This is a genomic window from Pseudomonas fragi (assembly GCF_900105835.1).
In the GTDB taxonomy this organism is placed as follows: domain Bacteria; phylum Pseudomonadota; class Gammaproteobacteria; order Pseudomonadales; family Pseudomonadaceae; genus Aquipseudomonas; species Aquipseudomonas fragi.
The window spans coordinates 1,596,352-1,620,097 of sequence record NZ_LT629783.1; the positions used below are offsets into that span (position 1 = coordinate 1,596,352).

Annotated in this window: 20 protein-coding genes and 1 pseudogene; 11 read left to right on the forward strand and 10 right to left on the reverse strand. The window is 60.0% G+C overall.

Features of this window, described 5'->3' with window-relative positions:
• Positions 1-15 precede the first annotated feature (15 nt).
• A complete protein-coding gene (locus BLU25_RS07275) occupies positions 16-1,323 on the forward strand; it encodes a substrate-binding domain-containing protein (protein WP_016782360.1) in 1,308 nt (435 codons plus the stop codon).
• 113 nt (positions 1,324-1,436) lie between these two features.
• Here BLU25_RS07275 and BLU25_RS07280 read toward each other — a convergent pair whose 3' ends face one another.
• Positions 1,437-2,636 (reverse strand): acyl-CoA dehydrogenase, encoded by a 1,200-nt coding sequence (locus BLU25_RS07280; protein WP_083369578.1) that lies wholly within the window; start codon positions 2,634-2,636, stop codon positions 1,437-1,439.
• A 156-nt stretch (positions 2,637-2,792) separates the two neighbouring features.
• On the opposite strand from BLU25_RS07280, the gene BLU25_RS07285 reads away from it, so the two are divergent.
• The 3 genes from BLU25_RS07285 (at position 2,793) to BLU25_RS07295 (ending at position 5,214) form a co-directional block, all read left to right on the forward strand.
• Positions 2,793-3,746 carry a LysR family transcriptional regulator gene (locus tag BLU25_RS07285; RefSeq protein ID WP_016782359.1) on the forward strand — a complete coding sequence of 318 codons (954 nt, stop codon included), beginning with the start codon at positions 2,793-2,795 and terminating at the stop codon, positions 3,744-3,746.
• A 26-nt stretch (positions 3,747-3,772) separates the two neighbouring features.
• Positions 3,773-4,183 carry a MerR family transcriptional regulator gene (locus BLU25_RS07290; protein ID WP_016782358.1) on the forward strand — a complete coding sequence of 137 codons (411 nt, stop codon included), beginning with the start codon at positions 3,773-3,775 and terminating at the stop codon, positions 4,181-4,183.
• A gap of 134 nt (positions 4,184-4,317) precedes the next feature.
• Positions 4,318-5,214 (forward strand): hydroxymethylglutaryl-CoA lyase, encoded by an 897-nt coding sequence (locus tag BLU25_RS07295; RefSeq protein WP_016782357.1) that lies wholly within the window; start codon positions 4,318-4,320, stop codon positions 5,212-5,214.
• Between the two features lie 648 nt (positions 5,215-5,862).
• Here the strand turns inward: BLU25_RS07295 and BLU25_RS07300 are convergent.
• Positions 5,863-7,545, reverse strand: a complete 1,683-nt coding sequence (locus BLU25_RS07300; protein ID WP_016782356.1) for an AMP-binding protein — start codon at positions 7,543-7,545, stop codon at positions 5,863-5,865.
• A gap of 204 nt (positions 7,546-7,749) precedes the next feature.
• Between BLU25_RS07300 and BLU25_RS07305 the strand changes: the two genes are divergently transcribed.
• From BLU25_RS07305 to BLU25_RS07320, 4 genes are read left to right on the forward strand one after another with little or no spacing between them, the layout of a single operon-like run.
• Positions 7,750-8,913, forward strand: coding sequence for an isovaleryl-CoA dehydrogenase (locus BLU25_RS07305; RefSeq protein ID WP_016782355.1), 1,164 nt, complete (start codon positions 7,750-7,752; stop codon positions 8,911-8,913).
• Between the two features lie 11 nt (positions 8,914-8,924).
• Positions 8,925-10,532: a carboxyl transferase domain-containing protein gene (locus BLU25_RS07310; protein WP_016782354.1), complete on the forward strand. Its 1,608-nt coding sequence runs from the start codon at positions 8,925-8,927 to the stop codon at positions 10,530-10,532.
• A 27-nt stretch (positions 10,533-10,559) separates the two neighbouring features.
• Entirely contained in the window at positions 10,560-11,378 is an 819-nt protein-coding gene (locus BLU25_RS07315; RefSeq protein ID WP_016782353.1) for a gamma-carboxygeranoyl-CoA hydratase, read from the forward strand.
• Entirely contained in the window at positions 11,375-13,315 is a 1,941-nt protein-coding gene (locus BLU25_RS07320) for an acetyl/propionyl/methylcrotonyl-CoA carboxylase subunit alpha (RefSeq protein ID WP_016782352.1), read from the forward strand. The genes BLU25_RS07315 and BLU25_RS07320 overlap by 4 nt, the downstream gene beginning before the upstream one ends.
• Positions 13,316-13,372: 57 nt before the next feature.
• On the opposite strand, the gene BLU25_RS07325 is transcribed toward BLU25_RS07320, so the two are convergent.
• A complete protein-coding gene (locus BLU25_RS07325) occupies positions 13,373-14,032 on the reverse strand; it encodes a LexA family protein (RefSeq protein WP_016782351.1) in 660 nt (219 codons plus the stop codon).
• Positions 14,033-14,161: 129 nt separating this feature from the next.
• On the opposite strand from BLU25_RS07325, the gene BLU25_RS07330 reads away from it, so the two are divergent.
• Positions 14,162-14,509: a DUF6124 family protein gene (locus BLU25_RS07330; protein WP_029611590.1), complete on the forward strand. Its 348-nt coding sequence runs from the start codon at positions 14,162-14,164 to the stop codon at positions 14,507-14,509.
• A gap of 46 nt (positions 14,510-14,555) precedes the next feature.
• Here the strand turns inward: BLU25_RS07330 and BLU25_RS07335 are convergent, their stop codons facing one another.
• On the reverse strand, positions 14,556-15,608 hold the full coding sequence (locus tag BLU25_RS07335) for a Glu/Leu/Phe/Val dehydrogenase dimerization domain-containing protein (RefSeq protein WP_016782349.1): 1,053 nt from the start codon (positions 15,606-15,608) through the stop codon (positions 14,556-14,558).
• A gap of 171 nt (positions 15,609-15,779) precedes the next feature.
• On the opposite strand from BLU25_RS07335, the gene BLU25_RS07340 reads away from it, so the two are divergent.
• Together BLU25_RS07340 and BLU25_RS07345 are read left to right on the forward strand one after the other, a co-directional pair.
• The gene (locus BLU25_RS07340) at positions 15,780-16,247 is read left to right on the forward strand and encodes an Lrp/AsnC family transcriptional regulator (RefSeq protein ID WP_016782348.1); all 468 of its coding nucleotides are present in this window, start codon (positions 15,780-15,782) and stop codon (positions 16,245-16,247) included.
• A gap of 534 nt (positions 16,248-16,781) precedes the next feature.
• On the forward strand, positions 16,782-17,933 hold the full coding sequence (locus tag BLU25_RS07345) for a M14 family metallopeptidase (protein WP_016782347.1): 1,152 nt from the start codon (positions 16,782-16,784) through the stop codon (positions 17,931-17,933).
• On the opposite strand, the pseudogene BLU25_RS07350 reads toward BLU25_RS07345, so the two are convergent.
• The 6 genes and pseudogenes from BLU25_RS07350 to BLU25_RS07375 form a co-directional block, all read right to left on the reverse strand.
• Positions 17,930-18,892: pseudogene (locus BLU25_RS07350) on the reverse strand (Csu type fimbrial protein). The gene BLU25_RS07345 and the pseudogene BLU25_RS07350 sit on opposite strands and share 4 nt — an antisense overlap.
• Positions 18,889-21,168 (reverse strand): fimbria/pilus outer membrane usher protein, encoded by a 2,280-nt coding sequence (locus tag BLU25_RS07355; RefSeq protein WP_081481080.1) that lies wholly within the window; start codon positions 21,166-21,168, stop codon positions 18,889-18,891. The pseudogene BLU25_RS07350 and the gene BLU25_RS07355 overlap by 4 nt, the downstream one beginning before the upstream one ends.
• Before the next feature lie 186 nt (positions 21,169-21,354).
• The gene (locus BLU25_RS07360; RefSeq protein ID WP_083369579.1) at positions 21,355-22,134 is read right to left on the reverse strand and encodes a fimbrial biogenesis chaperone; all 780 of its coding nucleotides are present in this window, start codon (positions 22,132-22,134) and stop codon (positions 21,355-21,357) included.
• A gap of 24 nt (positions 22,135-22,158) precedes the next feature.
• The gene (locus BLU25_RS07365; protein ID WP_016782343.1) at positions 22,159-22,653 is read right to left on the reverse strand and encodes a Csu type fimbrial protein; all 495 of its coding nucleotides are present in this window, start codon (positions 22,651-22,653) and stop codon (positions 22,159-22,161) included.
• Positions 22,654-22,657: 4 nt separating this feature from the next.
• A complete protein-coding gene (locus tag BLU25_RS07370; RefSeq protein ID WP_016782342.1) occupies positions 22,658-23,191 on the reverse strand; it encodes a Csu type fimbrial protein in 534 nt (177 codons plus the stop codon).
• Positions 23,192-23,209: 18 nt separating this feature from the next.
• Entirely contained in the window at positions 23,210-23,746 is a 537-nt protein-coding gene (locus tag BLU25_RS07375) for a Csu type fimbrial protein (RefSeq protein WP_016782341.1), read from the reverse strand.

Genomic DNA, 23,746 nt, shown 5'->3' on the forward strand with positions numbered 1-23,746 from the left:
GGAAGGTGCCTTCCCATGCTGCGCTTTTTGTCGTTGACCCTGTTATGCGCCATCACCGGCCTGGCGACGGCGGCCGACCTGCGTATCCAGGGCTCCAACACCATCGGCGCCAACCTGGGCCCGGCACTGGTCAGCGCCATGCTCGCCGAACAGGGCCTGCATGATATCCACAGCGTTCCGGTCATCCCGCCCAACGAGCACAGCATTGTCGGCACCACGGCCCAGGGCCAGCAGATCCGCGTGGATGTCGCCGCCCACGGTTCGGGCACCGGTTTTACTGCGCTGGCCGCAGGGCTTGCGGATCTGGTGGCCTCATCACGGCCCATCAAGGACCGCGAACTGGTTGACCTTGAGCCCCTGGGCGACCTGAAAAGCCCCGGCGCCGAGCAAGTCATCGCCATCGATGGCCTGGCAATCATCCTGCATCCGCACAACCCCCTCAACCAGCTCAACACCGAACAACTGGCACAGATTTTCAGCGGCCAGATCAGCCGCTGGGAACAGTTGGGCGGCACCGGCGGGGCCATTCACTTGTATGCACGCGACGACCAGTCCGGCACCTGGGAAACCTTCAAGGAGCTGGTATTGAACCGCAACGGGCAGCCCTTGAGCAGTAAGGCGCAACGCTTCGAATCCAGCGAAGAGCTGTCCGACGCAGTCAGCCATGACCCGCAAGCCATCGGCTTTATCGGCCTGCCGTATATCCGTGAGGCCAAGGCCGTGGCCATTGTCGACGGCGCATCGCAACCGATGTTGCCGCTTACCAGCTTGATTGCCAGCGAAGATTACCCCTTGTCGCGCCGCCTGTTCCTGTACTTGCCCCCGGCCACGAACAATCCCTGGGCCAAGGCGCTGGTAGCCTTTACCCAAAGCCCGCAGGGCCAGGCCATCGTCGGGCAAAACGGCTTTGTCGCGCAAAGCGTCCAGGCGGACAACGTGATGCCGGGGGCACATATGCCGGAGCAGTATCAGGCGCTGACCCGCGAGGCGCAGCGCCTGTCGGTAAATTTTCGCTTTGAGGAAGGCAGCGCTTCGCTGGACAACAAGGCGCGCCAGGACTTGCTGCGCGTGGTCGACTACCTGAGCGCCCACGGCAAGCTCGACAAGCAGGTCACGCTGGTGGGTTTCGGCGATGCCAAGGATGACCCGCAGCGAGCACAACTGCTGTCCCGGTTACGGGCAATGGCGGTGCGCCGCGAGCTGGTGAAAAGTGGCGTGGTACTCAGGGAAATTCAAGGTTACGGTGCACAAATGCCGGTGGCAGCCAACACCGAAGATGAAGGCCGCCTGAAGAATCGCCGGGTTGAGGTGTGGGTGTATTGAAGCAGCAGCGTAACAACCTGTGGGAGCGGGCTTGCTCGCGATAGCATCGACTCAGCAATACTGATACACCGCATTGACCGCATCGCGAGCAAGCCCGCTCCCACACAAACCCGCTACCACTTGTCCAGCTCAAACTTGCCCACCGCCGCCCGGTGCACTTCATCCGGGCCATCCGCCAGGCGCAGCGTGCGCTGCATGGCATACATATAAGCCAGCGGAAAATCCCCCGAAACCCCTGCCCCGCCATGCATCTGAATGGCCCGGTCAATTACCTTCAAGGCAACGTTGGGGGCGACAACCTTGATCTGGGCGATTTCGCTTTTCGCCACTTTGTTACCCACCGTATCCATCATATAGGCGGCCTTGAGGGTCAACAGCCGCGCCATGTCGATCTCCATGCGCGAGTCGGCGATCTTGTCGATATTGCCCCCCAGACGTGCCAGCGGTTTGCCGAACGCAGTACGCGCCAGCGATCGTTTGCACATTAATTCCAAGGCCCGCTCGGCCATGCCGATCGAGCGCATGCAGTGGTGAATCCGCCCCGGCCCAAGACGCCCCTGGGCAATCTCGAAGCCCCGGCCCTCACCCAACAAGACGTTTTCATACGGCACACGCACGTTGTCGAACAGCACTTCGGCGTGACCATGAGGTGCATCGTCGTAGCCGAACACCGGCAGTGGTCGCACGATTGTTACCCCCGGTGTGTCCACCGGCACCAGGATCATCGAGTGTTGCTGATGGCGCGGGTTTTCAGGGTTGCTCAAGCCCATGAAAATCATGATCTTGCAGCGCGGGTCACAGGCCCCGGACGTCCACCACTTGCGACCGTTGATCAGCCACTCATCACCGTCACGCACGGCGCGGGCAGCCATATTGGTGGCATCCGCCGAGGCAACGTCCGGTTCGGTCATGGCAAACGCCGAGCGAATCTCACCGCGCAGCAGCGGCTCGAGCCACTGCTGTTTTTGCGCCGTGCTGGCGTAGCGCACCAGGACTTCCATGTTGCCGGTATCCGGTGCAGAACAGTTGAAGGGCTCGGAGCCCAGCATCGAGCGCCCCATGATTTCTGCCAGCGGCGCGTATTCAAGGTTGCTCAGCCCGGCCCCCAGTTCGGACTCGGGCAAAAACAGATTCCACAGGCCTTCAGCCCTGGCCTTGAGCTTCAGCTCTTCCATGATCGCCGTCGGCTGCCAGCGGTCGCCTTCAGCCACTTGCTGATCAAAAATCGCCTCCGCCGGGTACACATGGGCGTCCATAAACGCTGTCACACGCTCGCGCAGTGCCTGAACTTTCGGGGAATAAGCGAAATCCATAAGTGGCTACCTTCTACCGGGAATGCTGAAAAGTGATACCCGATGCTAGATCAGCCCCCCTTCATTTGCGCCACCTATTAACGACGTGTATTACCATTCATAAGCAATATATGATCGGGCCGCGTCACCCCTTCCAACAACAAGAGCCACCGCGCCATGAACCTGAACAAGGTCGATCTCAATCTGTTTATCGTCTTCGACGCCATCTACACCGAAGCCAACCTGACCCGCGCCGGGCAGATTATCGGCATCACCCAGCCGGCAGTGTCCAATGCCCTGGCGCGGTTGCGCGAGAGCTTCAACGACCCGCTGTTCGTGCGTACTGCCCAGGGTATGGTGCCCACTCCGATGGCGCAGAACATCATCAGCCCGGTGCGCAGCGCCCTGGCACTGTTGCGTGTATCCGTGCAGGAAAGCCGCACCTTCAACCCCCTGCAAGCCAACAAGACCTACCGCATCAGCATGACCGACCTGTCGGAAGCGGTGATTTTGCCGCCGCTGTTCCAGCGGCTACGGCGTCAGGCGCCATCGGTGGTGGTTGAGAGTTTTCTCTCCCATCGGCGTGAGACCACCAGTGATCTGGCCGCAGGACGCCTGGATTTTGCCGTGGACGCCCCGCTCAATACCGACCCCCAGGTGCGGCATGTCAAATTGATGGAAGACCGTTATGTGTGCGCCATGCGCCAGGGCCACCCGTTGGCCGCCAAGGCCGCCCTGAGCCTTGAGGATTACCTGGCACTGACCCATATCCATATCTCGACCCGGCGCAATGGTCTGGGCGAAGTGGACCTGGCGCTGGGCAAAATGGGCCTGCAACGCAAGATCACCCTGCGTTCGCAGCATTACCTGATGGCCTCCAATGTGCTGCAACAGACCGACATGGCAATGACCGTGCCCGAGCGTTTTGCCCGCCGCCACGGCCTGCACTTTGTGCCCCTGCCCCTCACTGAACTGCCCAATGTGGAAACCCATCTGTACTGGCACGAAAGTACCGAGCAAGACCCGGCCAATCGCTGGATGCGCGAGCAACTGATCGAGCTGTGCCAGCAACAACAGAAAACCGAACAGGCCAGCTTGCTTGACGTAAACGTCAACCACGGATTAGTTTAGTCATACGATTCCTCCAGAGCCCGCCCATGAGCAGCCAGACGTACAGTATTTCCGACCTTGCCCGCGAGCTGGACATCACCACCCGCGCCATTCGCTTCTATGAAGAGCAAGGCCTGCTCGCCCCCGAACGCCGCGGCCAGGAACGGGTGTATTCGGCGCGGGACAAGGTCAGCCTGAAACTGATCCTGCGCGGCAAGCGCATCGGTTTTTCGCTGGCCGAATGCCGCGAACTGATCGAGCTTTACGACCCCACCAGCGGCAACCAGAAACAACTCAACAGCATGCTGGCCAAGATCGCCGAGCGCCGCGAACAGCTGGAGCAGCAATTGCTCGATATCCAGCAGATGCAGCTGGAGCTCGATACCGCCGAAGAGCGGTGCCTCCAGGCGCTGGAACAGACCATAAAAAAACAAACGACTAAAAGTCCCTCACCCTAGCCCTCTCCCAAAGGGAGAGGGAACGGACCGCATACGAACTCAAGAACACCACCAATTTGCACCCTCTCCCTTTGGGAGAGGGTTGGGGTGAGGGCTTGGCAAGACACATATTTCAACAGACAGGGTGACCCCCCATGACATTTCCAACCCATGTGCGCCTGATCGAAGTCGGCCCGCGCGACGGTTTGCAAAATGAAGCGCAACCCATCAGCGTCGCCGACAAGGTGCAACTGGTCGACGCCCTGACCGATGCCGGGTTGGGCTATATCGAAGTCGGCAGTTTTGTCTCGCCCAAGTGGGTGCCGCAAATGGCCGGCTCTGCTGAAGTTTTTGCACAAATCCGGCGCAAGCCGGGGGTGGTGTATGGCGCGCTGGCACCGAACCTGCGCGGCTTTGAAGATGCCGTGGCCGCCGGGGTAAAAGAAGTCGCGGTATTTGCCGCCGCCTCTGAAGCGTTCTCGCAACGCAATATCAATTGTTCGATCAGCGAAAGCCTGGCGCGCTTTGTACCCATCATCGAAGCGGCCAAACAACACGGCATCAGCGTGCGCGGTTATGTGTCCTGTGTGCTCGGCTGCCCTTATGAAGGCCAGGTCAGCCCGCAGCAAGTGGCACAGGTCGCGCAGGAGCTATACGCCATGGGCTGTTACGAAGTGTCACTGGGCGACACCATCGGTACCGGCACCCCCACAGCCACACGCAGCTTGTTCGAAGCCGTCACGGCACTCGTGCCACGAGAGAAACTCGCCGGGCACTTCCACGATACCTACGGCCAGGCGCTGGTGAATATCTACGCCAGCCTGCAGGAAGGTATCGCGGTATTCGACAGTTCAATTGCCGGGCTCGGCGGTTGTCCTTATGCCAAGGGCGCCAGCGGTAATGTGGCCACGGAAGACGTGCTGTACATGCTCAACGGCATGGGCATCCAGACCGGCATCGATATGGACAAGCTGTTACTGGCCGGTGCGCACATCTGCAAGGTCCTGGGCCGTGTTACCGGATCGCGGGTGGCCAAGGCCCGCCAGAGCTAAAAAGTGTTCCGGGGTGTTACCTCACCGCCACACAAACGAGTAACACGGAAACAAACCGGCCCTGCCCAGGGCCGGTTTTTTATTGCCTGAATTTATAAGCCATTGATTCACAAGACTTTTTAAAAGTTGGCACGGCTCCTGCTATCTCTATGGCATAACAAGAATAAAAACCGCAGCAACATAATAAAAACAATACGAAACGACTCTGACATAACAAAAACAACACGGCAGAGACGCAGCTAACAGATTTTTTTGGAGAAGGTTTGCTTTTCCGAGGGCCTAAAAGCCACTCGCAACCGGGCAGAGAACAATAAAACTACCTTCAGGTAGCACATGCACAGGTTGGATCACGGGTTTGATAGCCAGTGATAAAAGTGGATCAGCGCTCAAAAAAATACGTTTGCTCTTGATCCCGGATGGGGATCGCAAAAAAACGCAGCAAAAGGGTGAGTTCCAAAAACAACAATAAACCGCCCTTCAATAATAAAAAAAGAGCACGCAACGACATATTAAAGGGGAGCCTCGGCTCCCCTTTGTGTTGTCTGGGGTTTGTTGTGGGAGCGGGCTTGCTCGCGATACAGGCGCTGCGGTGAGCCAGTCAAACCGCGTCGCTACCATCGCGAGCAAGCCCGCTCCCACTGGGCTTGGTCATTTCTGTTGGCAGTCCTGAATACTGATCTCACGCATTTTGAATTTCTGGATCTTACCGGTCACGGTCATCGGGAATACATCGACAAACTTGAAAAATCGCGGCGTTTTAAAGTGCGCAATCCGCGACTTGCACCAGGTTTGCAGCTCCAGCTCATTGGCCGTATGTCCGGGATGAAACTTGATCCAGGCCACGATCTCCTCGCCGTATCTGGCATCGGGAATGCCCACAATCTGCACATCGGCCACGGCCGGATGGGTAAAAAAGAACTCCTCCAACTCGCGCGGGTAAATATTCTCACCACCGCGAATGATCATGTCCTTGTTGCGCCCCACGATGCGCACATAACCCTGCTCATCCATCTGCGCCAGGTCCCCGGTGTGCATCCAGCCTTCGCCGTCGATGGCATCCGCGGTGGCCTGCGGGTTGTTCCAGTAGCCGAGCATCACGCTGTAGCCACGGGTACACAACTCGCCAATCTCACCCCGCGCGACGGTATTGCCTGCAGCATCGATCAGCTTGCTCTCCAACTGTGGCTGGGTACGCCCTACCGTGGTAACACGCAATTCCAGTTCATCCGCAGGGCCTGTCTGGATTGATACCGGGCTGGTTTCGGTCATGCCATAGGCAATTTGTACTTCGCCCATGTGCATTTCACTGATCACCCGGCGCATGACCTCGATCGGGCAGGTGGCCCCGGCCATGATCCCCGTGCGCAGGCTCGACAGATCAAACGCGGCACGCTGCGGGTGGTCGAGCATGGCGATAAACATGGTCGGTACACCGTACAGGCCGGTAGCCCGTTCCTCGGCCACCGCTTGCAGCGTCAGGCCCGGGTCAAAGGCCTCTGCAGGATAAATCATGGTGGTGCCATGGGTGACACAGCCCAGGTTGCCCATCACCATGCCAAAGCAATGATAAAGCGGTACCGGGATCACCAACCGGTCATTGGCCGTCAGCCCCAGGCTTTCGCCGACCATATAGCCATTGTTGAGGATATTGCGATGGCTGAGGGTCGCGCCCTTGGGGAAACCCGTAGTGCCCGAGGTGTACTGGATATTGACCGGCTGGTCGACGTGCAGGCTGGCTTCGCGGTCACGTAACTGCTGCGGCTCGACCTCGCCCGCTAATGTGGCAAGTTGCGACCAGGGTAAAAAACCTTGCGGCGGCTCAACCGCGAGGCTGATGACCCCACGCAAATCGGCAAAGCGTTCACAATCCAGAGCCCCGATCGACTGCTGCGCCAGCTCTGGAATCAGCTCCTGGAGCATGGCGTGGTAGTTGGAAGTCTTGAACGCACCCGCGCACACCAGCCACTGACACGCCGATTGCTTGAGCACGTATTCCAGCTCCGAGAGCCGGTAAGCCGGGTTGATATTGACCAGGATCACACCGATCTTGGCGCTGGCAAACTGACAGATAAACCATTCGGCACCGTTGGGCGCCCACACCCCCAGCCGGTCCCCTGCCTGCAACCCCAAGGCCAGCAGCGCCCGGGCATGCAGGTCGACCGCCTCGGCCAATTGTGCCCATGTGTAGCGTTGCTGCTGATGGCGCACCACCAACGCCTCACCCTGCGGGTAACGCGCAACAGTCCGATCGAAAGCCTGGCCTATCGTCATCGCCAGCAGCGCCTTGTCCTGCGCGCCCTGGCTGTAACTGGGGACGGATTGCAACTTCATGACAACTCCTCTTGTGATTGTTTTGGGAGCATGAGCAAGGCACGCACTGCACCGGCTCATTTGAAGAACAGCAAATACTCTGGCCTAAGTTGACGTTAACGTAAAGGTCGTTGACAGTTAAAGGCGCCAAGTTTACGTTAACGTAAAGGTTATCGACGGCGACGCAGTAACCGCCTCCACAAGAACAATGACTATAGGTGCCCCATGAGCTACCCCACCCTGAACTTCGCCCTGGGCGAAACCATCGATATGCTGCGCGATCAGGTACAGGCCTTCGTTGCCGCCGAGCTGGCACCTCGCGCGGCGCAAATCGACAAGGACAACCTGTTCCCCGCCGATATGTGGCGCAAGTTTGGCAACATGGGTCTGCTTGGCATCACTGTCCCGGAAGAATACGGCGGCACCGGCCTCAGCTACCTGGCCCATGTGGTGGCCATGGAAGAAATCAGCCGCGGCTCAGCCTCGGTCGCCCTGTCCTACGGCGCCCACTCCAATTTGTGCGTCAACCAGATCAACCGTAACGGCACCCATGAACAGAAACTCAAATACCTGCCCAAGCTGATCAGCGGCGAACACGTCGGCGCCCTGGCCATGAGCGAACCGAACGCCGGTTCCGATGTGGTATCGATGAAACTGCGCGCTGACAAGCGTGGCGACCACTTTGTCCTCAACGGCAGCAAGACCTGGATCACCAATGGCCCGGACGCCAGCACCTATGTGATCTACGCCAAGACCGACCTGGAAAAGGGCCCGCACGGGATCAGCGCCTTTATCGTCGAGCGCGACTGGAAAGGCTTCAGCCGCAGCAAGCATTTCGACAAGCTGGGCATGCGCGGTTCCAACACCAGCGAGCTGTTTTTCGACGATGTCGAAGTGCCAGAGGAGAACCTGCTGGGCACCCTCAACGCCGGGGTCAAGGTGCTGATGAGTGGCCTGGACTACGAGCGCGTGGTGCTCTCGGGCGGCCCCACCGGGATCATGCAAGCGTGCATGGACCTGATCGTGCCCTACATCCACGACCGCAAGCAGTTCGGCCAGAGCATCGGCGAGTTCCAACTGATCCAGGGCAAGGTGGCCGACATGTACACCCAGCTCAATGCCAGCCGCGCCTATCTGTATGCCGTGGCCGCCGCTTGCGAACGTGGCGAAACCACGCGCAAGGATGCCGCCGGGGTGATTTTGTACAGCGCCGAACGCGCCACGCAAATGGCCCTGGACGCCATCCAGATTCTCGGTGGCAACGGCTACATCAATGAATTCCCGGCCGGGCGCCTGCTGCGTGATGCCAAGCTGTATGAAATCGGCGCGGGCACCAGCGAAATCCGACGCATGTTGATTGGTCGCGAACTCTTCAACGAAACCCGCTAAGGAGCGCCGGCATGTCCATCTTGCAGACGACGATCAACCCGCGCTCGACCGAGTTCGGGCTTAACCGCGACGCCATGCTCAAACAGGTCGAGGCCTTGCACGCCCTGCTGGCGCAGGTGCAACAGGGCGGCGGCGCCAAGGCGCAGGAGCGGCATACCTCGCGTGGCAAATTGCTGCCACGGGAACGGATTGACCGCCTGCTCGACAGCGGTTCGCCCTTCCTTGAATTGAGTCAGTTAGCGGCTTACAACGTGTACGGCGAAGACGTTCCGGCCGCCGGAATCATTGCCGGCATAGGTCGGGTCGAAGGCGTGGAATGCATGATTGTCGCCAACGACGCCACGGTCAAAGGCGGTTCGTACTACCCGCTGACGGTCAAAAAACACCTGCGGGCGCAAACCATCGCCGAGCAAAACCGCTTGCCGTGCATTTACCTGGTGGATTCGGGCGGTGCCAACCTGCCGCGCCAGGATGAAGTGTTCCCGGACCGCGAGCACTTTGGGCGGATCTTCTTCAACCAGGCCAACATGAGCGCGGCAGGCATCCCGCAGATTGCCGTGGTCATGGGTTCCTGCACCGCAGGCGGCGCCTATGTGCCAGCAATGGCCGACGAAGCCATCATGGTGCGCCAGCAAGCCACTATCTTCCTCGCCGGGCCACCCCTGGTAAAAGCCGCCACGGGTGAAGTGGTCAGCGCCGAAGACCTGGGCGGTGCCGATGTGCATTGCAAGATTTCCGGGGTGGCCGACCATTATGCCGACAGCGACGAGCATGCCCTGGCACTGGCCCGGCGCAGCGTGGCCAACCTCAACTGGCGCAAGCTGGGCCAGGTGCAACAACGTACACCAATGGCCCCGCTGTATGGCCACGATGAGCTATACGGCATTGTGCCAGCCGATGCCAAGCAGCCATTTGATGTGCGCGAAGTGATTGCGCGGCTGGTGGACGGTTCGGTGTTCGATGAGTTCAAGGCCCTGTTTGGCACCACGCTGGTGTGCGGTTTTGCCCACTTGCACGGCTACCCGGTGGCGATTCTGGCCAACAACGGCATCCTGTTTGCCGAGGCTGCGCAAAAAGGCGCGCACTTTATCGAACTGGCTTGCCAGCGCGGCATCCCCCTGGTGTTTTTGCAAAACATCACCGGCTTTATGGTCGGGCAAAAATACGAAGCGGGCGGCATTGCCAAGCACGGTGCCAAACTGGTCACCGCCGTGGCGTGCGCCAGGGTGCCGAAATTCACCGTGATCATCGGCGGCAGTTTTGGCGCTGGCAACTATGGCATGTGCGGTCGCGCCTACGACCCGCGCTTTTTGTGGATGTGGCCAAACGCACGGATCGGCGTGATGGGCGCGGAGCAAGCCGCCGGTGTATTGGTGCAGGTCAAGCGTGAACAGGCCGAGCGCAATGGCGTTGCGTTCTCGGCCCGCGAAGAGGCCGAGATCAAGCAGCCTATCCTTGACCAGTACGAACACCAGGGCCACCCCTACTACTCCAGCGCGCGTTTGTGGGATGACGGCGTGATCGATCCGGCGCAAACCCGTGACGTATTGGCCCTGGGCCTGTCGGCAGCCTTGAACGCCCCTGTCGAAGCCACCCGTTTCGGTGTGTTCCGGATGTAACCCCACAGCCTTTCAGGACTGACCAACATGATGGATTTCAACACCCTCGAACTGCACACCGATCCCCGGGGCTTTGCCACCCTGTGGTTGAGCCGTGAGCAGAAGAACAACGCCTTCAATGCCGAGATGATCCGCGAGCTGATTCTGGCCCTGGACGCGGTACAGGCTGATCCTGCCGTCCGCTTTTTGCTTCTGCGCGGGCGTGGCAAGCATTTCAGTGCCGGGGCCGATCTGGCCTGGATGCAGCAATCGGCCGAGCTGGACTACCACACCAACCTCGACGACGCTCGCCACCTGGCCGAGCTGATGTACAACCTGGCCAAGCTGAAAATGCCGACCCTGGCAGTCGTCCAGGGCGCCGCTTATGGTGGCGCGCTGGGCCTGATCAGTGCCTGTGACATGGCCATCGGCGCAGATGACGCACAGTTCTGCCTGTCGGAAGTGCGCATCGGCCTGGCTCCTGCGGTCATCAGCCCGTTTGTGGTGCAGGCCATCGGCGAACGCGCTGCCCGGCGCTATGCCCTGACCGCAGAGCGCTTCAGCGGTGAACGCGCCCGCGAACTGGGCTTGCTCTCGGAATGCTACCCCCTCGCGGAACTGGAACAGCACATCGCCCGCTGGACCGACAACCTGCTGCTCAACAGCCCGCAAGCCATGCGCGCCTGCAAGGACCTGCTGCGCGAAGTCAGTCACGGCGCACCGACCCTGGCCATTCGCCGTTACTGCGAGAACGCCATCGCCCGCATCCGGGTGAGCCCCGAGGGCCAGGAAGGCTTGCGTGCTTTTCTGCAAAAACGTGCCCCCAGTTGGCAAGCCGATCCCTCGAGCCTGGAGCCGCGCTCATGACTGCCCCTCTTCTGACATCCATACTGGTGGCCAACCGTGGCGAAATCGCCTGCCGGGTGATGCGCACGGCCAAGGCCCTGGGCCTCACTACGGTCGCCGTCCACAGCGCGACCGACCGCGACGCGCGGCATTGCCGCGAAGCCGATATCTGCGTGGATCTGGGCGGCAGCAAAGCGGCTGACAGCTACCTGAAAATCGACAAGATCATCGCAGCCGCCAAGGCCAGCGGTGCCCAGGCGATTCACCCCGGGTACGGTTTTTTGTCGGAGAACGCAGGCTTTGCCCGTGCCATTGAAGCGGCCGGGCTGATTTTTCTCGGCCCGCCCGCCAGTGCCATTGATGCCATGGGCAGCAAGTCCGCCGCCAAGGCCTTGATGGAAGTGGCCGGCGTGCCGCTGGTGCCCGGCTACCACGGCGAAGACCAGGATCTGGAAACCTTTCGCCTCGCCGCAGAACGCATCGGCTATCCGGTGCTGCTCAAGGCCACGGCAGGTGGTGGCGGCAAGGGCATGAAGGTGGTCGAAGACGTCAGCCAGCTGGCAGAAGCACTGGCTTCGGCACAGCGCGAAGCCTTGTCGTCCTTTGGCGACGCGCGGATGCTGGTGGAAAAGTATGTGCTCAAGCCGCGTCATGTCGAGATCCAGATTTTCGCCGACCAGCATGGCAACTGCCTGTACCTCAATGAGCGCGACTGCTCGATTCAGCGCCGCCATCAGAAAGTCGTGGAAGAAGCACCCGCACCGGGGCTGAGTGTCGAACAGCGTCAGGCCATGGGCGAGTCCGCCGTGCGCGCGGCGCAGGCCATCGGCTATGTGGGTGCGGGCACCGTGGAATTTTTACTGGATGCGCGAGGCGAATTCTTCTTTATGGAGATGAACACGCGCCTGCAGGTTGAGCACCCGGTTACCGAAGCCATCACCGGCCTCGATCTGGTGGCCTGGCAAATCCGCGTGGCCCGCGGTGAAGCCCTGCCGATCACCCAGGCGCAAGTGCCGCTGAACGGGCATGCCATCGAAGTGCGCCTGTATGCCGAAGACCCGGGCCATGATTTTCTGCCGCAAACCGGCCGTCTTGAGGTGTATCGCGAGTCGGCCGCAGGCCCGGGCCGTCGTGTGGACAGCGGGGTCTGCGAAGGCGACGAGGTGTCGCCGTTCTACGACCCGATGCTGGGCAAGCTGATTGCCTGGGGGGAAGACCGTGAACAGGCCCGTCTGCGCTTGCTGGCCATGCTTGATGAGTTCGCCATTGGCGGGCTGAAAACCAACCTGAGCTTTTTGCGCCGTATCATCGGCCACCCGGCCTTCGCTGCAGCCGAACTCGATACCGGCTTTATCCCGCGCTTCGAAGAGCAATTGCTGCCTGCAGCAGAGCCTTTGCCTGCAGCCTTCTGGTCTGCTGGCGCACAAGCCTTCGATCAGAGCCAGCCGCCCAGGGTACGCACTGATGATCCGGCCTCCCCCTGGTCGGCCCACAACGGCTTTCGCAGCGGTCTGCCAGCACAGACCTTGCTGGCCCTGACCTGCAATGGCGAGCAAGAGGTCATCCACCTCAGCGCCAACACGGCCACCTTGCGCGATGAGCAACTGGTTATCGAACAGGACGGTGTGCGCCGCCAGCACCTGGCAATACGTCGCGGCGATGCACTGTACCTGCGCTGGGACGGTGAGCTGCACTGCGTGCGCCTGCACGACCCGATCAGCGCCGTGGACGCCAGCCACACGGCCCAGGGCGGCCTGACCGCACCGATGAACGGCAGCATCGTGCGGGTACTGGTTGAGATCGGTCAAACCGTCGAGGCCGGTGCGCAACTGGTGGTGCTGGAGGCCATGAAAATGGAACACAGCCTGCGCGCCCCCCACGCAGGCGTGATCAAGGCGTTGTTCTTCCAGGAAGGCGAAATGGTCAGTGAGGGCTCGGCGCTGGTCGAGCTGGAATGACAAAAGGCGGATACCGTAACCGGTATCCGCCTTTTTCACAGCCGCAGCGGGCAGTATCTAGAACTTGACCGTGGCCTGTACCACGACGCCGATAATCCGGCATTTATCATCAAACAGGGTTTTGGGATAAGTCGGGTTGAGGGGTTTGAGGTAACGCTGGCCGCTTTCTTCGATCAACTGCCGAAAGGTGGTGGCCTCGGACTCTGGCGTCAGGGCGATCACCATTTTGCCGGGCGTGGCCTCGATATCCGGATCAACCAGAATCATCATGCCTTGCGCGATGCTGACCCCCACCGGTGCGGTCATGGCATCGCCCGTTACCTGCAACCAGAACGCAGCACCTTTGGCGTAATGATCGCTGACTTCGAAAACAGTGCCGGGCGAGGCGTAGTCGGGCTGTACTTTCTCGTTGACCTGACCGGCCGATACCCAGTCCCTGACCGGATAGCGGAATGCCGAAGTGATCTCATAGGTGTATTCGTCGGCACCTGGCGTGTCGCCTGCCTCATTGCGCTCACGAATCACCAGGGCGACTTCAAGGTGCTCAAGCCCAAGGGCATGCAGCACATTGTTCATCGTCGGCAAGTCGGGTTGGCGGCGTTTGTTGAGCCAATGACCGACCCCGCCCTGGGAAGCCCCGACGCGTTCGGCTAGTTTTTCTTGCGTGAGCTTGAGCTCGCGCAATTTTGTTCTGACTAAAGCGATCCATTTATCCATGCGCCAAACAATACGGATTGGAATCGGCGCAACAATACACATATCGTACTATTTATAATATTGTCATGAATACTTTATGTACTAATATAGATCTGCTGATTCGACCATTTCCTGAAACGCAGGTAAATCATGACGCCTCTAACAAAAATTGCACCCGACACCGAGTCCGATCCTGAGCTCGAATCCCTCAAGGACAGCGCTGCCACCCAGCGAGCGCTCGATTATTATTTGAAACCAGCTGTTTCCCAACCCCCTCCCGAGAAGAAAGTGTTCCTGGTGAACAGCGACCTGACCCAGGAAGAAGCCCTGCTGCACGCTTCGGATTATCTGCGCTGCGCGATTGCCAATGCGCAAGGGGGAGCCGAACATCAGTTCGGCCCCCCGCGTGATCTACTGCTCAATCTGCTGTTTCTCATCGAGTCGTCCAAGCAACTGATCGACAGGGCGATTGATGTGCAGCAATTGTCTGCCCGTTGACCCCAGGAAGGCGCCGGTGCCGTAACGGCCACCTGCGCCTTGGCCATCAGCGGTTCAGACGCTCCTGTGCCAGGCTGTCAGCAATACGCGTGGTGTTTTGATCCTCGGCTTTGGCCCGTAGAAAGATCTGGCGCAAGGTCTGGCCAATGCCTTCAACGTGCTGACGTACCTGCTCGGGCGTGCCGCCGTTGTACTCGTAGGACACGTCAATGATGCCACCCGCATTGATTGCGTAATCAGGCGCATGCAGGCAACCGCGACGCCACAGCTCATCGGCATGGGCCGCCTTGGCCAACTGGTTGTTGGCCGCCCCGGCAATCACCGGCGCACGCAATACCTGCAAGGTTTCATCGTTGATGATGGCACCCATCGCGCAGGGCGAGAACACATCCACATCCAGCCCGTAAATATCCAGCGCGCTCACCGCGTGAGCCCCCAGCTCATCGACGGCACGTCGCACATTGGCCTCCTGGATATCATGGACCCACAGTTCGGCACCCGCCTCGTGCAGCTGCCGGGCCAGGTTGAACCCCACTTGCCCAAGGCCCTGTACCGCCACCCGCAGGCCTGTCAGGTCACTGCGCCCCATGCGCTGCAAGACCGCTTCACGCAGGCCTATAAACACGCCAAGGGCCGTGGCCGGGGACGGATCGCCACTGCGTGTGCCTCCGCCCAACTGCTCACGGCTGCCCGCCCCCACCACATGGCGGGTGCGCTGCCCCATCAGGGCCATCTCGGCCACGCCGGTGCCGGAGTCCGCTGCAGTGATGTAACGCCCGCCCATGCTTTCAACAAACTCGCCCATGGCCCGAAACAGCGCCTCGCTCTTGTCTTTGTGCGGGTCACCAATGATCACTGCCTTGCCACCGCCCAAGGGCAGCCCGGCCAGCGCCGACTTGTAGGTCATGCCACGGGACAGGCGCAGCACATCATTCAGGGCCTGTTGCTCGTCGGCGTAGGGGAACATGCGGCAGCCGCCCAACGCGGGACCCAGGCGGGTGTTGTGTACCGCAATAATCGCCTTCAGGCCCGTGGCCTGGTCATGGCAGAACTGCACCTGTTCATGGTGATCGAATTCGGGGTGAGCAAAAATCGGCATTGCATTCTCTCTCTTGTTTTTAGCCCTGGAGGCGAGTCGGACCGTAAAGTCAGTCGGTGACCCGAAGCCAAAGAGTGAGGGTTTTACCCAGGATTTTTCTTTCTAAATTGCAGGAAATGTTCTGCTAATCTGCATGCATCATTCAAAAACAATAAGAAATCAGATCAATTCATGCAGATAAAATTAAGCGCCATCGACCGCAAGATCCTGCGCTTGTTGCAGCACAATGCCGACCTGTCTGCCGCCGAGGTGGCGGAGCATGTGGAGTTGTCGCAATCGCCCTGCTGGCGGCGGATCCATCGGTTGCAAGAGGAAGGGCTGATCGAGCGCAAGGTGGCCCTGCTCAATCCGAAAAAGCTCGGGCTCAATGTGGTGGTGTTCGTCAATGTGCGCTTGTCGGGCCACGGCCGACGGCATCTGACCGAATTTGAAGAAGCGATCACCGATTACCCCGAAGTGATCGAGTGCTACACGATGGCAGGGGACATGGACTACCTGCTCAAGGTAGTCACCCACGATATCGACAGCTATGAACGTTTTTTGCGTGATCACTTGCTGCAGAAACCACACGTTCAGGAAGCCCACTCCAATATCGCCATGAGTGAGGTCAAACGCACCACTGAGTTGTTGCTTGATTAGGTCTGCAGGCCGCGGGATAGAGCATTGGGCCGGGGAGGAAAAAATTATTTTGGCAAATGCGCGGGAAATAGCTTGATTTGCAAATGATAATGATTATTATTGCATGCAGCTGGTCGCGAGATCAGTCGATAATTCAGAGGACCTTAGGTCGGTCTTTTGAATTAGCTCCTCATCAGGCTAATCACGGTTATTTGACCCGGCTTCTGGCCGGGTCTTTTTTTTGCGGCCAGTTTTCTGGCTCTGCGTGCTTCAGGCTAATGAAGTCTGGTGTGCGGCCGTTTCTGCGATGGCCGTCACTATTTAGCCATCATAGCAAATGAACATCGGCCAACGGAAGCCTGAAGTCCTGGACTATGGCCGTAATGGCAATCTAGCACTTGAGAATCACTCGCAAAAACCCTACAATTGCGCCGCGTCAAGGATGACGCCCCCCTTCGCGACTTCCTTCCTCTTATTGCCCAAAATTCCGTATTGGCCTATCGCCATAGCAAGGTACAGTAACGTCCACAATTATCAGATTTCGGGATTTGGACGATGACCGTGGCGCCCTCCTCACTTCATATCAGCAGCGATTTCGACAGCGGCAATATCCAGGTGCTGGACGCCAGCAACCCGCTGCAGGTGAAACTGGCCATCAAGCCGGACACCAAGAGCCCGCACTTTCAGTGGTTCCATTTCAAGGTAGATGGCCTGACACCGGGGCACACTCACCATTTTCAATTGAGCAACGCCAGCCAGTCTTCCTACAACAAAGCGTGGGATGGCTATCAGGCCGTGGCGTCTTATGATCAGGAAAACTGGTTCCGGGTCCCGACTGAATTCGACGGCACCTCGCTCAACTTCCATCTCGAAGCGCAACAGCCGCAGGTCTGGTTTGCCTACTTCGAACCCTATAGCCGGGAACGTCACGAGCAGTTGATCAAGAACGCCCTGCAGTGGTCGGGTTGCCAGTTACTGGCCACCGGCAAAAGTGCCGAAGGCCGCGACATTCAGTTGTTGCGCAAAGGCAACGGCGCCAGCTACAAGCGCAAGATCTGGATCATCGCCCAGCAGCACCCCGGCGAGCATATGGCCGAATGGTTTATGGAAGGTCTGCTGGAGCGCCTGGAGCAAGGCAGCGACCCACAATTGCGCAAGCTGCTGGACTACGCCGACCTGTACCTGATCCCCAACATGAACCCCGACGGCGCGTTCCACGGGCACTTGCGCACCAATGCCAACGGCCAGGACCTGAACCGCGCCTGGCAGAACACCAGCCCGCAGGTCAGCCCCGAAGTGTTCTTTGCCCTGGAGCAAATGAGCCAGTACGGCGTCGATCTGTTCCTCGACATTCATGGCGACGAAGAAATCCCCTACGTGTTTACCGCAGGCTGCGAGGGCAACCCGGGCTACACCCCGCGCCTGGCGGCGCTTGAGGAACGCTTTCGCAGCCACCTCAGCGGCCTGACCAAAGACTTCCAGACCACCCACGGCTATACCCGCGACGAGCCCGGGCAAGCCAACATGACCCTGGCCTGCAACAGCGTCGGCCAGCGCTTCGACTGCCTGGCACTGACCCTGGAGATGCCGTTCAAGGACAACGACGATGCGCCCAACCCGCAGACCGGCTGGGATGGCAAACGCTCCAAGCAATTGGCCAAGGACGTGCTGACGACCCTGTCGGCGATGGTCAGGGAACTGCGCTAAAAGGCCACATCCAGCAGCACGCTGTCGGTATAGGCACCGACTGGCGGCGTGCTTTGGTCGGTATAGATTCGGGCGTTTTAGTTGAAAATCTGGCTGCCGCTGCCCGGATTGTGGCCCAACCCGTTCCCCGGGTTGATCTCGGCCGTGGAACTGGCGCGCCGCGCCGCGCCGACGCTGCCCCAGCGGGTAGTCCCGGCGCTCTTGAAAATATCGTAGGCCAGGTAATTACTGCCGGAAATCATCCGCCGCCGCCCACCGGCAGCCAGCGGATACAGGCCATCACCGAACCCCACCGTATAGGCGCTGCCTTTGGTACAGGCCAGGCTGACAGTCTGACTTACCGGGGTAAATGCACTGACGACAGGTGCGCTGCCAAACCCGATATTGGCCGCGGTGATGGTGCAGTCGTTGGCAACCGTCATGTTCACCGTCAGCAGGCTGATCTTGCCAACCCCAGAATCCGAGCCGATGCACAAGTTACCGACTCCCAACCCGGTGCAGTAGTACCAGTCCCATTGCACCTTCAGGGTTTCGCTGTACACCCCTGCTGCCACGTTGTTGACCACCGTCGTGAAGTACAGGGGGATGGCAGCGGGAGCGTTATGGCCCAGCAAGCCAAAACTGGTGAAGTCGAACGCCACTCCTCGGGTGATGGGGTGGGCATTATTGCTGCCTGGGTAAATGGTGTAAGTGATGACATCGCCCGTAGGGCCGACCAGGCCGCTTTGAGTTGAGGTAATCGTGGCCTTGAAGTAGGCACTGTTGAACAGCTCAATGCCTGCAGGGGTACAGGTCAGCCCGGCATTGGTGATGGAGGTGCTTTGCGCTGTGCTGTACACCAGGCTCGAGCTGACGGTGCCAAAACCGGCCGGGCCAGCAGTCGCGGCCGCGGTACAACCGGCATGCGCCTCAAAAGCCGCAAGGCCGCACGTCAGCAACACCGCGATCAAGCGTTTCACTGGCACACCACCGGATCGATCAAGGGCACCTGATCGGTTGCCGGGGGCAAGACAAACTGCGCCTTGCATTGCTGTCCATCAGGCCTGATGACCTGCAACGAGTTGTGCTGTACCAGGTTTTCCAGATACACCAGCCCGTCCCACCCCACCACTGCCCGGGCGCCGTTTTGCTCATTGAGCACCGCACTGCCCAGCTCCAGATCCTGCTGTTTGCCATCGACCAGATGCACGCTGGCCGCCGCCGCCCGGCTCAACTCGAACTCCAGCAAATAACCGCTGCCCCGGCGCACAGCCACGCGCTGTTCGACGTTGGGGCTCAGGACAGTGGCCGACAGATTGAGCGGGTCGATCTCGTATTTGCCACGATAGTAGGCGCTGCTCCAGGGCACCAGCAGGTGGCCGTTTTTATCGGTATTGCCGATCCATTGATTCTCGTATCGCACCCCCACATCGGCAAAGCCCCCGGTACTGACGACCACAAACGCGTCGTCAATACGATTGGCGGCAAAGGTCTGCCCGTCCATCCATACCAGCGAGCCGCTGGCATCGGCCCAGCGGGTCTGCTGGGCCGAGGAGCCATAGACGCCCGCCTGCAGCTGCACGGATTGCAGCCGCCAGGTCAGGTCGGCCTGGCGATAATCCGCGGTATCGCCATGTGCATAGCCCAGATTGAAACCAACGCCGCCCTGGGTCGGCGCACTGCGGCTGTAATTGACCCGGTTCTGGGTGACCCCGGTGGCGCTGCGCTCGGTGCCGAAACTGAAGTTGCCGCGCACATCAAAGGGCACCACGATCTGTGCCTGCATGGCCCAGTTGCTATCATCCAGGTCACGGTTGGCCGACACATACAGGCTGCTGTTGAACCACAGCGGCGTACTCCAGCTCAGGTTGAGCAAGCGCGTGCGTGAAGCATCGGCGGCCAGCACATCAAAGTACCCGGCCCCCAGGCTGCCAAAGCGGTCCAGGTTCAGGGCCAGAGTCACTTGTTCACTGCGTCGGCTGAGGCTGATGTAATCGGCGTCGATAACCGAGAGGTCAGCGTAGTCGGCAAACCGTTGCAAACGCTGATAGGCAAAGCTGAAGCGTTGTGCGCTGTACTGGTAGCCCAGGCTTGCCTGACGGCCGCCACGGCCATCGAACCGGCTTTGACTGACGGCACTGTTGAGGACGCCGAAATTGCCCAGCTTGAAGTTCGCCCCCACCCCGCCCAGGGCAAGCGAGTCAGACGCTTCAAGATGGCTTTCCAGGGTCAGGCTGTTGCTCAACCCATAGCGCAGACTGCCTGAAGTCACCCCGGGCCCGTAGGCAAAATCGTCGATACCGTAACCGCGGCGCACACTGCCCGCCGACACGCTGAAGTCACTCAGGCCTTGTTGCAACAAGGTACTGGTCACGTAAAACGGCACGCTGGTGGAGACTTGCCGGCCCAGGGCATCGGTGGTCACCACCACGGCTTCACCGGCGCCATTGATAAACGGCACGTTGGTCAGGGTATAGGGCCCGGGCTGGAGGTTTTCGCTGGAGGACTTGTAACCGTTGATAAACAGATCCACCGAGGAAGGCACTGCTGCCTCCCCGGAAAACTGCGGCAAAGGATAGGTCACCAGATCCGGGCGCACGCCAAAGTCCCGTGATATCTGCACACCGCCCATGCGGATGGCACTGGTCCAGGCCAGGGCGCCACTGATCAGGTCACCCACCTCGTAGGTGAGCATGCGTTCATCGTCGGAGAAGCGCCAGGTGGTGTCATAGCGCAGGTAACCGTTGTCGAGCTGGTTGTCGCCGGCGCTGACGAGGCTGCGCCGGTATTGCCCGGTACTGGACAGCGTGCCCCAGCTGTCGAACAGCCGCACTTCGTTCCAGGCGGCCAGATAGGAGCCTGCGTCGTCGGTATCGTTAAGGTACAGATCGTAGTTGAACAACACGCCAAAGCTGCTCATGGCTTCGCTGCGCGGGTAACTCGAGCGCCGGCCCAGCACTTGCTCGGGCAACCAGTCGGGTGGCACATCCAGCAGCAGACGCTGGCCCGGAATATCGTACTCGCTGTGCAGGCCGGGCACGCTGTCCAGGCCGACCTGCGCAGGCGGCGTGATGGGCAGGTGAATCCCGGCGTCCTTTAGCACGTTGGCGTCTACATACAATTGGCCAGCACGTTGCTGCACGTTCACCAGGCTCCCTGTATTCATTTGGTTGACCACCAGTTCCAGATATAACTGGGCATCGGCGACAGCCTCCAGGCTGGCGGGCGGCGGCGGCAAGTCCCCGGCTTCAATCATCGGCCACCAGAGCACGCCACACAGGCCCAGGCAGGCCCACAGCCCTGCCCTGTTCACTTGCACGTCCGTACATTCAATAGCCGCTCCTTGCTACAGCTCCGTCGACAGCATTACCCCGCATGCCGAGCGATAGCATGAGCAGGGGGCTTGCCGAGGGTCACTTGCGATCACTGGCTCCTGCCAGGTTTATTGCCCCAGAGACAACGTCTGCAACGCTGTCTGGCCATTGACCCGTACCTGCAGCGCATCTCCCTGCGTCACCGGTACGGGCCAGCGCATGGTGGCTCCTGGCAAGACATAACCGAACAACCCCTCCACTACCGGTTTTGACTGGCTGCCCGATTTGAGCGAGGCCTCGGTCAAGCGCGCATGCACAGCGCCACGGTTGACCAGCTCGATATAGGACTTGCCATCCACCTTGAGGGTGCGCCCGCTCAATTGCGGCAAACCCGCACCGTTGGGGTCACGCGGGCGGCTTGCATCCGGCTTGCTCCACAGCCCGGCACCGTAGGCAAACAAAGGCACCGAATAGCGCATCTGCAAGCGCACGGCAGCCGCCGTCTTGTCGCTACCGGCCTCGGCCGGGGGCAGCGGCAGCGGGATTTCATCAATGATGATGCGGTAGGCGTGCTCCTCGCCTGCCGGGAAGGTCTTGGCGCGGGTCAGGCGAATCAGCTGTTTTTGCCCGGGCTGGATAGTGGCCACAGGCGGGCTGCCAACCACGTCACGCTGGTTCTGATACTTGTCGTCAAAACCTTCCTGGTTCCAGGCAAACACCCTTACCTGCAGGTTGGCGGGGGTATCGCCGCGGTTCTCCAGCCACAGCGCACTGGCCTGCTGGTCGGCCTCCAGAACCGGATCGATGGGCCAGATCAAAATCGAGCTGGCTGCCAGCGCCGACTGGGCCACACCCAGTGTCAGCAAGCAAAAAGCCATGCCCTGAAGTGGCCGTAAGAATGAATGCATAAACAGACTCCTGATCCCTGGATATCAATAAGATAGTTGCACCTGCAACGTGTCGCTGTAGCTGCCCACCGGCTGGTTGCCGGGCAAAAGCACATAACCAAAAATCGGCAGGCTGATGGCATTTGCGTCGGTGTAAGGCACATTGACCGATTGCGCGATACCCAGGCTTTGACTGCGGGCCGCGTCCCGAAACAACTGGTAGGCAATCTGCGCAGTACCACCGGCAAGCTGCAAGCGGCGTCCGCCAACGTTATGCAAACCGCCATCAACGGTCATGCTCAGCGTCACCCCCGGAGTGCATTGCAGTGTCACTCCTCCGGTCAGGGCAACGCTCACCGGTGCGGTCGACAACGCCGCGTAGGTCCCGAAATTCAAGTTGCCGTACAAGCCCCCGGGATTGCTGATCACGCAACCGGCCACGATGCTGGCGCTGACCTGCAGCGTTGTTGAAGTCGCGGCACACACCCCCCCGCTGATCGCACCCAGCAACAGCAGTGATACAGCACCTGGCCACGCCACCCGGTTAAAAGGTCAGCACTACGGCAATGGTGTCCGTGTAGGTGCCAGCCGGCAGCCCGACCTTGCCGGTCGCCTTGCCGTAGATATTGACCGTTTGCACCACCCCGGTACTCTGCGACAGCGTAACGTTGCCACCGATAGCCACCGGCGTGCCGTGGCCAACGTCGCTGTACAGGTCATAACCCACATAATTGCTGCCACTGGCCAAGGCCCGCGTGCCTTGTGCGGCCGCCATGCCGTCATGGGCACCGGCCCCCAGGGTGACCGACGGGGTGGTTCCCGCCGTACACAGGACCGTCATGGCGCCAGTGCCGCTCAATACCTGGGCACTTGCGGTGTCAAACAAGGACGTGGCCGTACCGAAGTCCAGCGCCCCGAAGACTGCCCCGTTGGCCCCCACCACCCCGTTGATAAGGCAACTGGTCGTCAGCACTAACGAAGCGTTGACAGTGCCGGTGACGGTCGTGACGGCCTGTGCCTGACCGGCCAGCATCAAGCCCAACAATGAGAACCCCAGCGTTGATTTAAGTACGCGCATCTTGCACCCCACTCCTGTTTACCAATCCAGCGTCACCCGTAGCGTGTCCCGATAGACACCTGCTGGCAGTGATTTTGGACTCGCCATCACCATGCCATACACCGGGATCGGTACATGGCCACCACTTGCCACCACAAAATCGTGTTGCTTGCCGATGCTGTAGCTGTTGTTTCCAGCAGCATCCAGAAACAAGCGATAAGGAATCATTTGCTGGCCATTACTCAGTTGGCGCGTCGTGCCATTACCGTGATTACCACCGTCAATGGACACCGAAAAACCCCGTACCGCAGGGTTGCAGATCACCTTCAAATTACTCTCGCCGCCCTCAAGCAGCGCCTCGACCGGGGTATTCCAGGTTGGGCCGCGCGAGCCGAAATTGAGCAAGCCAAGGTTGGACAGGCTGTTGTCTTCCACACCTGTGCCGCTGCTCACCTGACAGCTGGCCATAATCACCAGGCGCGCCTGGATCTGCCCGTTGAGCATGCCTGCCTGCGCCTGCACACTCAGCAGGGCACAGGCTGCGTACAGCACACAACGTTGGGCAGGACCGATCAT

Bases quoted from the DNA above. Each gene is read 5' to 3' on its own strand.
- BLU25_RS07275 (WP_016782360.1), top strand. From the start codon at position 16: ATGCTGCGCTTTTTGTCGTTGACCCTGTTATGCGCCATCACCGGCCTG.
- BLU25_RS07280 (WP_083369578.1), bottom strand. From the start codon at position 2,636: ATGGATTTCGCTTATTCCCCGAAAGTTCAGGCACTGCGCGAGCGTGTG.
- BLU25_RS07285 (WP_016782359.1), top strand. From the start codon at position 2,793: ATGAACCTGAACAAGGTCGATCTCAATCTGTTTATCGTCTTCGACGCC.
- BLU25_RS07290 (WP_016782358.1), top strand. From the start codon at position 3,773: ATGAGCAGCCAGACGTACAGTATTTCCGACCTTGCCCGCGAGCTGGAC.
- BLU25_RS07295 (WP_016782357.1), top strand. From the start codon at position 4,318: ATGACATTTCCAACCCATGTGCGCCTGATCGAAGTCGGCCCGCGCGAC.
- BLU25_RS07300 (WP_016782356.1), bottom strand. From the start codon at position 7,545: ATGAAGTTGCAATCCGTCCCCAGTTACAGCCAGGGCGCGCAGGACAAG.
- BLU25_RS07305 (WP_016782355.1), top strand. From the start codon at position 7,750: ATGAGCTACCCCACCCTGAACTTCGCCCTGGGCGAAACCATCGATATG.
- BLU25_RS07310 (WP_016782354.1), top strand. From the start codon at position 8,925: ATGTCCATCTTGCAGACGACGATCAACCCGCGCTCGACCGAGTTCGGG.
- BLU25_RS07315 (WP_016782353.1), top strand. From the start codon at position 10,560: ATGATGGATTTCAACACCCTCGAACTGCACACCGATCCCCGGGGCTTT.
- BLU25_RS07320 (WP_016782352.1), top strand. From the start codon at position 11,375: ATGACTGCCCCTCTTCTGACATCCATACTGGTGGCCAACCGTGGCGAA.
- BLU25_RS07325 (WP_016782351.1), bottom strand. From the start codon at position 14,032: ATGGATAAATGGATCGCTTTAGTCAGAACAAAATTGCGCGAGCTCAAG.
- BLU25_RS07330 (WP_029611590.1), top strand. From the start codon at position 14,162: ATGACGCCTCTAACAAAAATTGCACCCGACACCGAGTCCGATCCTGAG.
- BLU25_RS07335 (WP_016782349.1), bottom strand. From the start codon at position 15,608: ATGCCGATTTTTGCTCACCCCGAATTCGATCACCATGAACAGGTGCAG.
- BLU25_RS07340 (WP_016782348.1), top strand. From the start codon at position 15,780: ATGCAGATAAAATTAAGCGCCATCGACCGCAAGATCCTGCGCTTGTTG.
- BLU25_RS07345 (WP_016782347.1), top strand. From the start codon at position 16,782: ATGACCGTGGCGCCCTCCTCACTTCATATCAGCAGCGATTTCGACAGC.
- BLU25_RS07355 (WP_081481080.1), bottom strand. From the start codon at position 21,168: ATGATTGAAGCCGGGGACTTGCCGCCGCCGCCCGCCAGCCTGGAGGCT.
- BLU25_RS07360 (WP_083369579.1), bottom strand. From the start codon at position 22,134: ATGCATTCATTCTTACGGCCACTTCAGGGCATGGCTTTTTGCTTGCTG.
- BLU25_RS07370 (WP_016782342.1), bottom strand. From the start codon at position 23,191: ATGCGCGTACTTAAATCAACGCTGGGGTTCTCATTGTTGGGCTTGATG.
- BLU25_RS07375 (WP_016782341.1), bottom strand. From the start codon at position 23,746: ATGATCGGTCCTGCCCAACGTTGTGTGCTGTACGCAGCCTGTGCCCTG.